Source organism: Klebsiella sp. 141251 (assembly GCF_050600725.1).
In the GTDB taxonomy this organism is placed as follows: Bacteria; Pseudomonadota; Gammaproteobacteria; order Enterobacterales; family Enterobacteriaceae; genus Klebsiella; species Klebsiella aerogenes.
The window spans coordinates 428357-443571 of the sequence record NZ_JAQIRG010000004.1; the positions used below are offsets into that span (position 1 = coordinate 428357).

Here is a 15215-nt window from a genome sequence, read left to right on the forward strand (position 1 = left end):
CGCCTCACTTGTTAGTTAAAGACAAAACCGCCGTTGACCGGGATCAGCTGGCCGGTGATAAAGCGCGAAAGATCGCTCAGCAGCCAGACCACGCTGCCGGTGACATCTTCCGGCTGCTGCGCGCCGCTGAGCGCGCGGCCGTTCTCATACAGCTGATGACGCTCGGCGGGAACATATTCCGTGGCCTCGACGCGAGTCAGCCCCGGCGCAATGGCGTTGATACGGATCCGCTTTTCACCCAGCTCGCGGGCCATGGAACGGGTCATCGCAATTACCGCGCCCTTGCTGGCGACATAGGCCATCAGCCGCGGCGCGCCCCACAGCGCGGTGTCCGAAGCGACGTTAACGATCGCCGCGCCTTCCCGCAGCAGCGGTACCGCAGCGCGGGTCACCAGCCAGGTGCCTTTAACGTTGACCGTCATCACCCGATCCCACAGATCCGGATCGTAATCGATCATATTTTTACCGCCGACGCCGGTCGCCATCGCTGCGTTATTGACTAAGCCATCAATCGGCCCCTGCGCGCCGATGGCGCTAAAGACCTGCTCGATCGACGTTTGACTGGCAAGATCGATGGCGTGGGATTCGACCTGATAGCCCTTCTGCTGCAGGCGATGAGCGCTTTCCGCCAGCTCCCCCTGCAGGATGTCGCACATCACCACCGTCGCGCCCTGCGCGGCGCAGGCTTCGGCAAAGTGGTAACCCAGGCCGCGCGCCGCGCCGGTGACGACAATGCGTTTACCGTTCAGCAGGCCGTTCATCAGGCGGCACCCTGCTGCGCTTCGCGAAGCGCTAACTGCTCTTTCGCCGCTTTCTGCATCATGCGGCGCAGGCGGGACAAACCGACGTCATGTTGATAGAGATATTCATGATCGCGGGCGTTCGGCGCCAGGCTCTCCAGCACCACGCGATCCTGTTCCAGTACTTCCCAGTGCAGTTTTTCCAGACGGTTGCGGTACATAAAGCGCCACAGATCGCGCTGCCAGCCTTGAACGCCGCGGATACGCCAGAAGAAGACGCGGCAGTTGTCGTTATCTTCCGGAACCACCATGCCGACGATCCAGAAGTGGCCGCCTGGCCCGAAACGCTTTTTGTACGGAATAGACAGGCGCATCCAGTAGGCGCCGCTGTTGCCCAGTTCAACCCAGTCAAAGTTGACGCCGCTCTGCCCTTTTTTCTCGAAGATAAAGCCGGTTTTCGTCGGCTGCAGCACCATATCGGCTTTGCGATCGCCCTCCGCCATCGAGTGCGATGACGAGTGCAGATAGGTACCGTGCATCGGGTCCATCACGTTTTCCAGCGCGTACTGGTAGTTGCATTTCCACGCCGCGGTGCACAGGAAGTTACTGTATTTTTCGTGGTCGGCCAGTTCCTCCGGGAAGCTCAGTTCATCAGGCTGCTGGTCGGCGGTGACGCCGAACCACAGGAAGATTGCCCCATGCGCTTCCTGCACGCTGTAGCTGCGCACGCACTGCTGGCCGACCAGCGGGCAGCGGTCAACCGCCGGGACGTCTTTGACTTCGCCGTTACCGGCGACTTCCACCCCGTGATACCAGCAGGCGATACGATCGCCTAAGTTCCAGCCCATTGACAGACGCGCGCCGCGATGCGGGCAGCGGTCTTCCAGCGCCTGCACCTGACCGTCTTTATTCCGCCAGACCACGATCTGCTCGCCGAGACGGGTAATGCCCACCGGTGCAGACTGCACCTCCCAGCTCGCCAGCACCGGATACCACAGACCGCGCAACCCTTTATCAAGATAGTTTTGTACCGTTGTCGTCATTACTGTGTCCTCAGTAGCCGTTGACCTGTAAAAATGCCTGGAAGCTGCTTTCACTCCACGGTTCGCCCTGCTGGTCATGCATCCTGACGCCATTGAGACCGTTCACCAGCTCACCGAGACTTTCCGCGCCCTGTTCGAACAGCGTTTCCAGGGTCGCGATAAGCTGAAGCTCCCAGTTTTCCGGCACCCGGCTGCGGGTTTGCCAAATCAGATTGTGATAGTCGCCAGGCTTATGGATATTGCCGTTTCCGCCTTCCGCCGGTGGCGTAAACTGGCGGCTTTCCGGTAGCGCCGGGTTGAAGTCCAGGGATTCGCTCATGCCACGTTCTCCTCGATAAAAGTAATCTGGATCTGATTGTCGTATACCCGCACCGGGTAACGATTAAGGTTGCGGCCGCCGGGGCCATGCAGGCACTGGCCGGTTTTGACGTCGAATACCGCCTCATGCAGCGGGCATTCCACCTTGCCATCTTCGACAAAGCCCTGGCTCAGGAGCGCATAGGCATGAGGGCAAACGTCTTCCAGCGCGTAATATTCGCCATCAATCAGATAAATACCGATTTCCTTACCATCGATATTGCCGCTATAGGGAAAATCTTCCTGTACTTGCTCCGCGTCACATACGCCTATCCAGCTCATCGCAATCCTCCAGGCTTTTGTTTCATATATGAAACTCTGTTTCTTATTTAATACGGTCAATATAAAAGCGGTGAATGTTTCGTCAAGCGTTAATGTGACGAAGTTGTTAATGAAAGGCTTTTAAATTAGCTAAGTGTGCAATTGATCACGAAAAACTGCATTCAGATGAAATGATGATATTTAAAGAGGTGATCCATTATAAATAAAAATGCCGATTTAAATTTCACATGCGGCTATTGACTTCTTTTCCAGACGATCATTAAAAATGTGCAACAGCGGAAAACATGATGTTTCACCCATGAAACAATACTTTATTTAATCGTTAAAAAACAATGAGTTTCACAGGTGAATCATTTTACTTATGTGACTATTTCTGGCGTTAAAAAATAATAACCGGCAATCATTAAATTAAGCGTGGAGATAACGAATGGCGGCAAGATGGCAAGGGGTAATAGCACTACTTTTGTTAATAATTATTTCCTACGTCGATCGGGTAAATATCTCGGTGATGATCCTTAACCCGGAATTCGCTGCCCATTTTCAGTTAAATGAAAACAGAATGTTACAAGGAATGCTAATGACATGCTTTCTTCTGGGTTATGGTTTTTCGGCATTATTATTAACACCAGTTATAGAAAGTAGATGGCATTATCGTCAGGGACTGTTAAGCAGCATTGCGATATGGGCGCTGGTGTGCGCCATTTCCCCGTTACTCGGTTCACTAATGGGAATGTTAATCGCGCGCATCGTTCTTGGCGTGGCGGAGGGGCCGCTATTCTCACTGAAAACGCGCTTTATCAACGACAACTTCGCCGCCGATGAAATAGGTAAACCGAATGCGGTGACCGCCCTCGGCGTATCGTTGGGGCTGGCGGTAGGCTTCCCGCTGGTCACCTGGCTGATGGCGCACGTTGGCTGGATCGGCACGTTCTACGTGCTGGCGCTGCTGAATTTGCTGCTCGGCGGTGGATTAATCTGGCGGTTTCTCCCCGCGCCGCAAGTGACCGCACAGCGCGCGAAGCCGGGCTTCAGCCAAACTTTTGCCCTCGCCTGGCGTACGCCGCTGCTTGGCTGGATCCTGCTGGTGGAAATCGCCACGCTCAGCTATCTATGGGGGAGCAGCGCCTGGTTGCCCGCCTGGCTGCGCGATGAGCACCACTTCTCACTACAGGCCACCGGGCTGCTGGCGGCAGTCCCCTTTCTGTTAAGCCTGGGCTCAAAGTTTCTTGGCGGCGTGCTCCTCGACAAAATGCGCCCGGAGCAGGCGCCGCTGCTGTTTATTATCGGCGGCCTACTCACTGCCGGTTCGGTGCTGGCGCTGATGCTCAGCCAGCAGCCGGTGATGCTGGCGTTGTTTATGCTGGCGGCGAACGTTTTCTGGGGATTACAGGGGGCGGCGATCCCGGCGGTGGTGCAGCATCATGCCCCGCGCGAAGCGGTGGGCAGCGCCTATGGGATCATTAACGGCATTGGCAACATCTGCGCGGCGTTTATTCCGCTGCTAATGGGAGTGGTGATGAAATCGGTGGGATCGGTCAGTTCTGGTTTTTCCGTTCTGGTGGCCTCCCAGCTGATCACGCTGTGCGCCGGCGGCGTACTGCTGCTGCGCATGCGTCGCGCAGCAGCAGCAGCAGTAAATACCTCTATCCCCTAAATAATTCGAGTTGCAGGAAGGCGGCGACGCAGAGAATCCCCAGGAGCTTACTCAAGTAAGTGACTGGGGTGAGCGAGGAAAGCCAACGCACATGCAACTTGAAGTATGACGGGGATAGGCCTAGTCGCCTTTCTTCGCCGCCTGAATATAAAGCATCTCCAGCGCCAGAGTCGCCGCCGCCAGGGCGGTAATTTCAGACTGGTCATAGGCCGGGGCGACTTCAACCACGTCCATTCCGACGATGTTCAGATCCTTCAGGCCGCGCACCAGTTTAATCGCACGGTCAGAGGTCAACCCACCGATCACCGGCGTACCGGTACCTGGCGCAAATGCCGGATCCAGACAGTCGATATCGAAAGTCAGGTACACCGGCATATCACCGACGATCTGCTTCACCTGAGCGATGATGTCATCGACGCTGCGGTCGTTAACCTGGCCCGCATCCAGCACGGTGAAACCGTTATCTTTATCGAATTCGGTACGAATACCGATCTGCACGGAGTGGTTCGGATCGATAAGCCCTTCGTTCGGCGCGGTGTAGAACATGGTACCGTGGTCGAATTCACAGCCGTTGGCGTAGGTATCGGTGTGGGCATCGAAGTGTACCAGCGCCATTTTACCGAAATGCTTGGCGTGGGCGCGCAGCAGCGGCAGGGTGACGAAATGGTCGCCGCCGAAGGAGAGCATGCGTTTACCGGCCGCCAGCAGTTTCTCCGCGTGCGCCTGCAGTTTCTCGCTCATTTCGCGGGCGTCGCCGAAGGCGTAGACCAGATCGCCGCAGTCCACGACGTTCAGGCGTTCGCGCATGTCGAAGTTCCATGGGAAACGGTTGTGCTCCCAGGCGAGGTTGGTTGACACCTGACGGATCGCCGCCGGGCCATGGCGGCCACCCGCGCGCCCGGAGGTCGCCATATCAAACGGCACGCCGGTGATGACCCAATCCGCATCGCTTTCATACGGCATAAAGTTCATCGGCAGACGCAGGAAACCAAAAGCGTTGGATACCAGGGAGTTATCGTATTGATGACCTAAAGTGCTCATGGATATGACCTCTTTTCACAGTCGTGGAACGTAAAAAATAAGTATAAAAAAACCCCTCCGCGTCGTTAGGCCCGACGAGGAAGGGTTTGAATTGGGTTACTGCTTATAAGGACAAATTATCGCCTGAAAACCGCCCGGCGGCAAGCGGGACGTTTATTTTTGACAAGGCGCCGGCGCTTTTCCGCGTAAGGCAAAAGCGGCAAAACCGATTGCCCCGACGTTGCGACCAATCTCCTGGGCAGATTGGACAGCGTAAGACGCTGAGACGTTTGAAAACTCAAATGCCGTTTCAACGCGGCTGTTTTTACGAAAACCTTTGATCGCCAGCGAGCCGCCAGCCGGCACAATATAGCCGCTATTATTGAGCGAAGCGGCCTTACCGCTCAGCACATCAAGACCATCTACCGTGGCGACAATTTCATAATCCATGCTTCGGCTATAATTGCGGACGTATAATTGATACTGCGTACCATTATGCGCCTCAATGGCATATTGCCATTCGCCCGTATCATGATTATAACTACGAGTGATAGGAAGAAAATTATAATTAGCATCACGTACCGTATATTCCAGGTCACCTTGATGAATATTATACTGTTGATCAAAACCAGTTTGATACGGGCCGGAATAATCAATCGATACCATTTCGTCAGGGTAACGACCCATGCGTTCCGCGGACCTGTGTTTAATCGTTGAGCGCAGGTCGTTCTCTTCATGAGGGCCGGCCACAGAGGGGCGCGCCGCGCAACTATTGTTTGCTATTGGGCGCGAACAGCCGCTTAATAGTAATACACCGATAATAAAACCGTAATACGGCATGCTTTTCATATACCATCCCTGTCCCACTGCTGTAATTTCCTTGCGGCAGTGTACGGGCCTTTACGGTTTTAAAAAGCATGCAATATGATGTTTCAGATTTCATTTATAAAAAAGGCCGGTTTATGAATCTAAACCGGCCTTTCCGCAGAGGGCTCTTAATTACTCATCTTCAAGATAAGTATATCCGTATAGCCCCGCTTCGAACTCTTCAAGGAACTGCTGCTGCAGCTCGGCGTCGAGACCAGTATTTTTCACTTGATCGCGGAACTGGGTCAGCAACGTATTCGGATCCAGCTGGACGTACTGCAGCATATCAGCCACCGTATCGCCCTCATCGGAGAGCTCAACCTCAACGCTACCATCAGGGAAAACGAAAACGTCTACCGCTTCGGTATCACCAAACAGGTTGTGCATGTTGCCGAGGATCTCCTGATAGGCGCCAACCATGAAGAAGCCCAGCATCGGCGGGTTCTCCGGGTCGTATTCCGGCATCGGCATGGTGGTGGCGATCCCGTCGCCGTCAACATAATGATCGATGGCCCCATCGGAGTCACAGGTAATATCCAGCAGCACCGCGCGGCGTTCCGGCGACTTGTTCAGCCCTTCCAGCGGCATTACCGGGAACAGCTGATCGATACCCCAGGCATCCGGCATCGACTGGAACAGCGAGAAGTTGACGTAGATTTTATCCGCCATACGTTCCTGCAGCTCATCGATGATCGGGCGATGGGCGCGGTTGCTCGGATCGAGCTGTTTTTGCACCTCATGGCACATGTTCAGATACAGCTGTTCCGCCCACGCGCGCTCCTGCAGATTGAAGGTGCCGGAGGAGTAGCCGATATGGATATCGTGCAGATCCATTTGGCTGTCATGCAGCCATTCACGCAGCGAGCGGCGGTTGCCGGTTTCGTGCATCTCCAGCCAGGTTTCCCACATGCTCTGCAGCGGACGCGCGGCGTCTTCCGCCGGCGGGGTCGCCTCGGTGTATTCGTTGCGTTCAACGCCGATGATATTGGAAACCAATACGGTGTGGTGCGCGGTCACCGCGCGGCCGGACTCCGTAATCACCGTCGGGTGCGGCAGGCCGTTCTCTTCACAGGCATCGCCGATAGCCCAGATGATATTGTTGGCGTACTCATTCAGGCCGTAGTTCACCGAGCAGTCGGACTGCGAGCGGGTCCCTTCGTAATCGACACCCAGACCGCCGCCGACGTCGAAGCACTGAATATTGACGCCCAGCTTATGCAGCTCGACGTAGAAACGCGCCGATTCGCGCACGCCGGTGGCGATATCGCGAATGTTGGCCATCTGCGAGCCGAGGTGGAAGTGCAGCAGTTGCAGGCTCTCAAGATGGCCTGCCTCGCGCAGAATCTCGACCAGTTGCAGCACCTGCGTCGCCGCGAGGCCAAATTTAGATTTCTCGCCGCCGGAGGACTGCCATTTACCGGATCCCTGCGAAGCCAGACGCGCACGCACGCCAAGGCGCGGCACCACGTTCAGACGGGCGGCCTCTTCCAGCACGATGGCGATTTCCGACATCTTCTCGATGACCAGATAGACCTTATGGCCCATCTTCTCGCCCACCAGCGCCAGACGGATGTATTCGCGATCTTTATAACCGTTGCAGACGATCACGCTACGGGTCATGCCCGCGTGCGCCAGCACCGCCATCAGTTCAGCCTTCGAACCGGCCTCCAGCCCCAGCGGTTCGCCGGAGTGGATCAAGGATTCAATCACGCGACGGTGCTGGTTGACCTTGATCGGGTAGACAAGGAAATAGTCGCCGTTGTAACCGTAGGATTCACGCGCGCGCTTGAAGGCGGCGTTAATCGAGCGCAGACGGTGTTGCAGGATCTGCGGGAAGCAGAACAGCGCCGGTAGGCGTTGTCCCTGGGCTTCGCGCGCTTTGACCAGCTCGGCCAGATCGACGCGCGCTTCCGGGACGTCAGGATCCGGGCAAACGCTGATATGGCCCAGTTCGTTAACGTCGTAATAGTTATTACCCCACCAGGCAATATTGTAGGTACGTAGCATTTTGCTGGCTTCCTGGGAGCTCATCGCAACCTCCTGCATGGAACGTAGTACACCGTGTTCGCCTGCTGACGAAAGCGAACCCAAAGACATGTCGTCAGACATAGCGAACCTCAACTTGTAATATTAACTACTATCGCAGTCGACAGACGCGATAACAACCCATGAACAGCCTTTAATCCCAGCAGATAGTGCTGGCACTGCAGCTGCGCGACCGGTTTCTTATTCATATATAGTAAAACACGTACCCGAAGCTGGTATGACAGCCCGGAGAAACCACGAGAAAACCCTTGCTCACGCAAGAGCGCCCTTGTTCAGTTTTCAAAAAGCCTGGAGGCCCTGGAATCCTGAGAAGCGCCGAGATGGGTAGAACATCGGCAGGTTTGCACGAAAGAGATGCAGATTGCGGGATAGAATTGCGCGACAGAACGACGCGACGAATCAGGCGAAAAACGTTGGTTCATTATCTGGTATCACCTCCACACTGCCCCGTAACAGGCCAGCGACAAGCCAAAGCTATACCCGTCATACTTCAAGCTGCAGATGCGTTGGCTGCGTGCGTTCATCCCAGTCACATAGTTATCTATGCTCCTGGGAATTCGCGCCCTTGCCGCCTTCCTGCAACTTAAATTATTTAGGGTATATACATATCGTACAGCCGGCGAAACCGCCGCTGTGTAACAGAGTGCTTAACCCGGCTGGAAGTGGCGTCACGAGATGGGGCTTCGTGCGCTTTTTTAATGAGCCGCGCGCGGCGTTTTATACCGAGAAGCGGGGTAAAATGCAAAATAAAAATACGCGCCTTGCCGGGGTTGTCAGGAAAAATTTCCACCACGCTTTTTCCATTAATGCGGGCGATGTCAAAAAAATGTGGAAATGCGATGAAGTTCTGACCTAAAATAGCCATCCAGAAGTTAATCCATCTATACTGATTAACACTCAGACTGCTCGTGTCACTACCTGCAAGCTTTGGTAGGGTCATCTAACAAAGCCTCTCTACACAACAGTATGAGCTACACGAATACTCACAGGTAAAATAAAACATGGCAAAACACCTCTTTACGTCCGAGTCTGTATCAGAAGGGCATCCAGACAAAATTGCTGACCAAATCTCCGATGCCGTGCTGGACGCGATCCTCGAGCAGGATCCGAAAGCGCGCGTAGCGTGCGAAACCTATGTCAAAACCGGCATGGTTCTGGTTGGCGGTGAAATCACCACCAGCGCATGGGTTGATATCGAAGAGATCACCCGTAACACGGTGCGTGAAATTGGCTACGTGCATTCCGATATGGGCTTTGACGCCAACTCTTGCGCCGTCCTGAGCGCTATTGGTAAACAGTCCCCGGATATCAACCAGGGCGTTGACCGTGCCGACCCGCTGGAACAGGGCGCGGGCGACCAGGGCCTGATGTTTGGCTATGCCACTAACGAAACTGACGTGCTGATGCCGGCGCCGGTGACTTACGCGCACCGTCTGGTACAGCGTCAGGCTGAAGTTCGCAAAAACGGTACCCTGCCGTGGCTGCGTCCGGATGCGAAAAGCCAGGTCACTTTCCAGTATGACGACGGCAAAATCGTCGGCATCGATGCGGTTGTGCTTTCCACTCAGCACGCTGAAGATATCGATCAGAAATCCCTGCAGGAAGCAGTGATGGAAGAGATCATCAAGCCGATTCTGCCGACCGAATGGCTGAACGCTTCCACCAAGTTCTTCATCAACCCGACCGGACGTTTCGTCATCGGCGGCCCGATGGGCGACTGCGGTCTGACCGGTCGTAAGATCATCGTTGATACCTACGGCGGCATGGCTCGTCACGGCGGCGGCGCGTTCTCCGGTAAAGATCCATCTAAAGTTGACCGTTCCGCAGCCTACGCGGCGCGCTATGTGGCGAAAAACATCGTTGCCGCAGGCCTTGCTGACCGTTGTGAGATTCAGGTTTCCTACGCTATCGGCGTCGCTGAACCGACTTCAATCATGGTCGAAACCTTCGGCACCGAAAAAGTGCCTTCTGAACAGCTGACCCTGCTGGTACGCGAGTTCTTCGACCTGCGTCCGTACGGCCTGATTCAGATGCTGGATCTGCTGCACCCGATCTACAAAGAGACCGCGGCTTACGGTCACTTTGGTCGCGAACATTTCCCATGGGAAAAAACCGACAAAGCAGCCCTGCTGCGCGAAGCAGCTGGCCTGAAATAAGCCACCCCGCTTGACTGCTTAAGGCCAGCCCCGCGCTGGCCTTTTTGTTGCCCTGAATCTCTCTCCCCGACGTTTGACCATCGTTGATCCATTTCCCTCCTCCACGTGATGAAAGCGATTACATACATGCCGCAAGGGCGGGATTGTTTTAGCTGCCAGTAGGCACGAACTCTTTTCACAATGTTACATAACATGTCGAATATTGCCGTTTCAGCGCAATCTTATTGGCGATATTTGTCTTTTATATCTATGATTTGAATATATTTTTACTGATTACATATCTTTACCTTAGTGTAACCGATTACACAGTCGTGATTGTAATCACGTTTTTTTGTCCGGCACTGCCCTACTCTTAGCAGCGACAGAATCAATCACTCAACTGGAGGGCGTTATGCCTGACAACAAAAAACAAGGGCGTTCAAACAAGACGATGACGTTCTTTGTCTGTTTCCTCGCCGCGCTGGCCGGCTTATTGTTCGGCCTTGATATCGGCGTTATTGCCGGCGCCTTACCGTTCATTGCTAATGAATTCCAGATCAGCGCACACACCCAGGAGTGGGTGGTCAGCTCCATGATGTTCGGCGCCGCCGTCGGCGCAGTGGGCAGCGGCTGGCTCTCTTTCAAACTTGGGCGTAAAAAAAGCCTGATGATCGGCGCGATCCTGTTTGTGGCCGGTTCACTCTTTTCCGCCGCCGCGCCGAACGTCGAAATTCTGCTGATTTCCCGCGTATTGCTGGGGCTGGCGGTTGGCGTCGCCTCTTACACCGCGCCGCTGTACTTGTCGGAAATCGCACCGGAGAAAATCCGCGGCAGTATGATTTCGATGTACCAGTTGATGATCACCATCGGCATCCTCGGCGCCTACCTCTCTGACACCGCCTTCAGCTACAGCGGCGCGTGGCGCTGGATGCTCGGCGTGATTATCATCCCGGCAATCCTGCTGCTGATCGGCGTAATCTTCCTGCCGGATAGCCCGCGCTGGTTTGCCGCTAAACGCCGTTTCGTCGATGCCGAGCGCGTCCTGCTGCGCCTGCGCGATACCAGCGCGGAAGCCAAACGCGAGCTCGATGAAATCCGCGAAAGCCTGAAAGTCAAACAGTCCGGCTGGGCGCTGTTCAAAGAGAACAGCAACTTCCGCCGCGCGGTGTTCCTCGGCGTACTGCTGCAGATCATGCAACAGTTCACCGGGATGAACGTCATCATGTACTATGCGCCGAAGATTTTTGAACTGGCGGGCTATGCCAATACCACTGAGCAAATGTGGGGCACGGTGATCGTCGGCCTGACCAACGTACTGGCCACCTTTATCGCCATCGGCCTGGTCGATCGCTGGGGCCGTAAACCGACGCTGATCCTCGGCTTTATCGTGATGGCCGCCGGTATGGGCGTGCTGGGCAGCATGATGCATATCGGTATTCATTCTGCTACCGCGCAGTACTTCGCGGTACTGATGCTGCTGATGTTTATCGTCGGCTTCGCGATGAGCGCCGGCCCGCTGATTTGGGTACTGTGTTCTGAAATCCAGCCGTTGAAAGGCCGTGATTTCGGCATCACCTGCTCCACCGCGACCAACTGGATTGCCAATATGATCGTCGGCGCCACCTTCCTGACCATGCTGAACTCTCTCGGCAGCGCCAATACCTTCTGGGTCTACGGCGGTCTGAACGTGCTGTTTATCCTGCTGACTATCTGGCTGATTCCGGAAACCAAAAACGTCTCGTTGGAACATATCGAACGCAACCTGATGCAGGGACGTCCGCTGCGCGAAATCGGCGCCCGCGATTAATCCCCTCTGTGCTTCCTCCCCATCCGGGAGGAAGCTTCTTCTTGCTCTCCCCCGCGCGGCGCACTATCCTCTGGCGCTATGAAAACACCCCGAATTCCCATCGCTATCCAGCAGGCCGTCATGCGTAGCCTACGGGAGCATCTCGCCACCGCCAATCTCAAGCTGGAACGCCGCTATGCGGAACCGACGCTGGTTTATCAGCAGCGCGGCACCTCCGCCGGCACCGCGTGGCTGGAGAAAAACGAGATCCGCCTCAATCCAGTGCTATTGCTGGAAAATCAGCAGGCGTTTATCGATGAAGTGGTGCCGCACGAACTGGCGCATCTACTGGTGTGGAAGCACTTTGGCCGCGTCGCGCCGCACGGCAAAGAGTGGAAATGGATGATGGAGGCCGTGCTGGGCGTCCCCGCCCGCCGCACCCATCGCTTTGAGCTCGATTCAGTCCGCCAGAACACCTTCTCCTATCGCTGCCAGTGCCAGCAGCATCAGCTCACCGTCCGTCGCCATAACCGCGTGGTGCGCGGTGAAGCCACTTACCGCTGCGTTCGCTGCGGCGATCTGCTGGTGGCCGAAAAGTAACCACTGGAATTAATTAGAAACTTTCTGATCTGACTGATTGCATCTGACACCCTCATTCGCTACGTTGCGGGCTCGTTTTGACACGGAGTTTACGATGTCCCGTATGTATGTTTTCGCCGTCGCGTTATTCAGCGTGGCAGCCAGCGGCCAGCTTGCGGCCGCTGGTATTAATAGTTTTTCCCAAGCGAAAGCCGCTGGCGTAAAAGTGAATGCCGACGTCCCCGGCGACTTTTATTGCGGCTGTAAAATCGACTGGCAGGGTAAAAAAGGCGTTATCGATCTGGAATCTTGCGGCTACAAAGTGCGTAAAAATGAGAACCGCGCCAGCCGGGTCGAATGGGAACATGTGGTCCCGGCATGGCAGTTCGGCCACCAGCGCCAGTGCTGGCAGGATGGCGGGCGTAAAAACTGCGCCAAAGATCCGGAATACCGCAAAATGGAAAGCGATATGCATAACCTGCAGCCTGCGGTCGGCGAGGTCAATGGCGATCGCGGCAACTTTATGTACAGCCAGTGGAACGGCGGCGATGGACAGTATGGTCAATGCGCCATGAAGGTCGATTTCAAAGATAAAGTCGCCGAACCGCCAGTACGCGCCCGCGGCTCGATCGCCCGCACCTACTTCTATATGCGCGACCGCTATCAGCTAAATCTTTCCCGCCAGCAAACCCAGCTATTTACCGCCTGGGATAAGCAGTATCCGGTGACCTCCTGGGAATGCGAGCGCGATGAGCGAATCGCCAAAGTTCAGGGCAACCATAATCCTTACGTCCAGCAGGCTTGCCAGGCGCAAAAGAGCTAACCTACACTAGCGGCAATTGTTAATTTGCAGCCGCCGCCTTCTCCGCCGAGGGGAAGGCGCAATCTGCGCGAAGAACGGAATATCAAGCATGCGCATCCCCCGCATCCACCACCCGGAACGCATTACCCCCGGCAGCCACATCGCCCTCAGCGAAGACGCAGCCAACCACGTTGGCCGCGTCCTGCGCATGAGCAAAGGCCAGGAAATACAGCTATTTGATGGCAGCAATCAGGTTTTCGACGCGGTCATCACCGAAGCGGGCAAGAAAAACGTCATGGTCGAGGTTATCCGCGGCCAGATCGACGATCGTGAATCTCCGCTGCATATCCATCTCGGCCAGGTGATGTCACGTGGCGAAAAAATGGAATTCACCATCCAGAAATCGATCGAACTTGGCGTAAGCCTCATAACGCCACTGTTTTCCGAGCGCTGCGGCGTTAAACTGGATGCCGAACGCTTGCAGAAGAAGATTCAGCAATGGCAGAAAATCGCTATTGCCGCCTGCGAACAGAGCGGCCGTAACATCGTGCCGGAAATACGCCCGGCGATGCAGCTGGAAGCCTGGTGCGCCGAGGAAGAAAACGGCCTCAAGCTCAACCTGCACCCGCGCGCCAGCGCCAGTATCAATACGCTGCCGCTGCCGGTTGAACGTGTTCGCCTGCTGATTGGCCCGGAAGGCGGCCTGTCGGCGGAAGAGATAGCGATGACCGCTCGCTACCAGTTTACTGATATCCTGTTGGGACCGCGCGTTCTGCGTACTGAGACTACCGCGCTCACCGCCATCACCGCGCTGCAGGTGCGTTTTGGCGATCTGGGCTAAAATCTGGCGCAACGATCCGCAAACACGACAGCGCTAATGGAGAGAACAATGATCAAGCTCGGCATCGTGATGGACCCTATCGCATCCATCAACATTAAAAAAGACACCAGCTTCGCGATGTTGCTGGAAGCGCAGCGTCGCGGCTATGAACTCCATTATATGGAGATGAACGACCTGTACCTCATCAACGGCGAATCCCGCGCCCGTACGCGCACGCTGAGCGTCGAGCAGAATTACGACAAATGGTACGCGTTCACCGGCGAACAGGATCTTCCGCTGGCGGATCTCGACGTTATCCTGATGCGTAAAGACCCGCCGTTCGATACCGAGTTTATCTACGCCACCTACATTCTCGAGCGCGCCGAAGAAAAAGGTACGCTTATCGTCAACAAGCCGCAGAGCCTGCGCGACTGTAACGAAAAGCTGTTTACCGCCTGGTTCTCCGAACTCACCCCGGAAACGCTGGTGACCCGTAATAAAGCCCAGTTGAAAGCGTTCTGGGAGAAACACGGCGATATCATTCTCAAACCGCTGGACGGTATGGGCGGCGCCTCAATCTTCCGCGTGAAAGCGGGCGATCCGAACCTCGGCGTCATTTCCGAAACCCTGACCGAACTGGGTAGCCGCTACTGCATGGCGCAGAATTACCTGCCTGCCATCAAAGACGGCGACAAACGTGTGCTGGTTGTGGACGGCGAACCGGTGCCATACTGCCTGGCGCGTATCCCGCAGGGCGGTGAAACGCGCGGCAACCTGGCCGCCGGCGGCCGTGGCGAAGCGCGTCCGCTGACCGAAAGCGATTGGGAAATTGCCCGCCGCGTCGGCCCGACGCTAAAAGCCAAAGGCCTTATCTTCGTCGGCCTGGATATCATCGGCGATCGCCTGACCGAAATTAACGTTACCAGCCCGACCTGCGTGCGCGAAATCGAAGCCGCTTTCCCGGACGTGTCGATTACCGGCATGCTAATGGACGCTATCGAAAAACGTATCAATAAATAAGTACTGGGGCGGGCAAACGCCCGCCCGCCAGGCGTCTTCCGGCGCCGGTAAAATAAAGTGCATC

General features: G+C 55.6%; 17 protein-coding genes. 7 read left to right on the forward strand and 10 right to left on the reverse strand.

Annotated features, from left to right (window positions below):
• Window positions 1-11: 11 nt before the first annotated feature.
• The 4 genes from PGR09_RS12365 to PGR09_RS12380 are packed head-to-tail and all read right to left on the reverse strand — an operon-like array spanning window position 12 to window position 2422.
• Complete coding sequence (locus PGR09_RS12365; protein WP_122542284.1) at window positions 12-761, reverse strand: SDR family oxidoreductase; 750 nt, start codon at window positions 759-761, stop codon at window positions 12-14.
• The gene (locus PGR09_RS12370; RefSeq protein ID WP_020077956.1) at window positions 761-1783 is read right to left on the reverse strand and encodes an aromatic ring-hydroxylating oxygenase subunit alpha; all 1023 of its coding nucleotides are present in this window, start codon (window positions 1781-1783) and stop codon (window positions 761-763) included. Before PGR09_RS12370 ends, PGR09_RS12365 begins: the two co-directional genes overlap by 1 nt.
• 10 nt (window positions 1784-1793) lie before the next feature.
• Window positions 1794-2102, reverse strand: coding sequence for a recombinase-like helix-turn-helix domain-containing protein (locus tag PGR09_RS12375; protein WP_004144765.1), 309 nt, complete (start codon window positions 2100-2102; stop codon window positions 1794-1796).
• Entirely contained in the window at window positions 2099-2422 is a 324-nt protein-coding gene (locus PGR09_RS12380) for a Rieske (2Fe-2S) protein (RefSeq protein ID WP_004151769.1), read from the reverse strand. Before PGR09_RS12380 ends, PGR09_RS12375 begins: the two co-directional genes overlap by 4 nt.
• Before the next feature lie 427 nt (window positions 2423-2849).
• On the opposite strand from PGR09_RS12380, the gene PGR09_RS12385 reads away from it, so the two are divergent.
• On the forward strand, window positions 2850-4076 hold the full coding sequence (locus PGR09_RS12385; protein WP_430916193.1) for an MFS transporter: 1227 nt from the start codon (window positions 2850-2852) through the stop codon (window positions 4074-4076).
• A gap of 120 nt (window positions 4077-4196) precedes the next feature.
• Here PGR09_RS12385 and speB read toward each other — a convergent pair whose 3' ends face one another.
• The 6 genes from speB to PGR09_RS12415 all read right to left on the reverse strand — a co-directional run bounded on the left by speB (window position 4197) and on the right by PGR09_RS12415 (window position 8874).
• Window positions 4197-5117 carry an agmatinase gene (speB, locus tag PGR09_RS12390; protein WP_015369744.1) on the reverse strand — a complete coding sequence of 307 codons (921 nt, stop codon included), beginning with the start codon at window positions 5115-5117 and terminating at the stop codon, window positions 4197-4199.
• Window positions 5118-5270: 153 nt separating this feature from the next.
• Window positions 5271-5945 (reverse strand): hypothetical protein, encoded by a 675-nt coding sequence (locus tag PGR09_RS12395; protein WP_047078912.1) that lies wholly within the window; start codon window positions 5943-5945, stop codon window positions 5271-5273.
• Window positions 5946-6095: 150 nt separating this feature from the next.
• Entirely contained in the window at window positions 6096-8072 is a 1977-nt protein-coding gene (speA, locus tag PGR09_RS12400; protein ID WP_020077953.1) for a biosynthetic arginine decarboxylase, read from the reverse strand.
• A gap of 8 nt (window positions 8073-8080) precedes the next feature.
• Window positions 8081-8197 carry an acid stress response protein YqgB gene (yqgB, locus tag PGR09_RS12405; protein WP_015369741.1) on the reverse strand — a complete coding sequence of 39 codons (117 nt, stop codon included), beginning with the start codon at window positions 8195-8197 and terminating at the stop codon, window positions 8081-8083.
• An 84-nt stretch (window positions 8198-8281) separates the two neighbouring features.
• The gene (locus PGR09_RS12410; protein ID WP_418269008.1) at window positions 8282-8431 is read right to left on the reverse strand and encodes a hypothetical protein; all 150 of its coding nucleotides are present in this window, start codon (window positions 8429-8431) and stop codon (window positions 8282-8284) included.
• 170 nt (window positions 8432-8601) lie between these two features.
• Window positions 8602-8874: a hypothetical protein gene (locus PGR09_RS12415; RefSeq protein WP_152906363.1), complete on the reverse strand. Its 273-nt coding sequence runs from the start codon at window positions 8872-8874 to the stop codon at window positions 8602-8604.
• A 136-nt stretch (window positions 8875-9010) separates the two neighbouring features.
• Between PGR09_RS12415 and metK the strand changes: the two genes are divergently transcribed.
• The 6 genes from metK to gshB all read left to right on the forward strand — a co-directional run bounded on the left by metK (window position 9011) and on the right by gshB (window position 15151).
• On the forward strand, window positions 9011-10165 hold the full coding sequence (gene metK / locus PGR09_RS12420; RefSeq protein WP_004149807.1) for a methionine adenosyltransferase: 1155 nt from the start codon (window positions 9011-9013) through the stop codon (window positions 10163-10165).
• Between the two features lie 391 nt (window positions 10166-10556).
• Window positions 10557-11951, forward strand: coding sequence for a sugar porter family MFS transporter (locus PGR09_RS12425; RefSeq protein ID WP_045379571.1), 1395 nt, complete (start codon window positions 10557-10559; stop codon window positions 11949-11951).
• A 78-nt stretch (window positions 11952-12029) separates the two neighbouring features.
• On the forward strand, window positions 12030-12530 hold the full coding sequence (locus PGR09_RS12430) for a SprT family zinc-dependent metalloprotease (RefSeq protein ID WP_047044079.1): 501 nt from the start codon (window positions 12030-12032) through the stop codon (window positions 12528-12530).
• A 94-nt stretch (window positions 12531-12624) separates the two neighbouring features.
• Window positions 12625-13332: a deoxyribonuclease I gene (endA, locus tag PGR09_RS12435; RefSeq protein WP_045392065.1), complete on the forward strand. Its 708-nt coding sequence runs from the start codon at window positions 12625-12627 to the stop codon at window positions 13330-13332.
• Window positions 13333-13420: 88 nt separating this feature from the next.
• The gene (gene rsmE / locus PGR09_RS12440; protein WP_015369736.1) at window positions 13421-14152 is read left to right on the forward strand and encodes a 16S rRNA (uracil(1498)-N(3))-methyltransferase; all 732 of its coding nucleotides are present in this window, start codon (window positions 13421-13423) and stop codon (window positions 14150-14152) included.
• A gap of 48 nt (window positions 14153-14200) precedes the next feature.
• Window positions 14201-15151: a glutathione synthase gene (gshB, locus tag PGR09_RS12445; RefSeq protein WP_045392071.1), complete on the forward strand. Its 951-nt coding sequence runs from the start codon at window positions 14201-14203 to the stop codon at window positions 15149-15151.
• The last annotated feature ends 64 nt before the right edge of the window (window positions 15152-15215 follow it).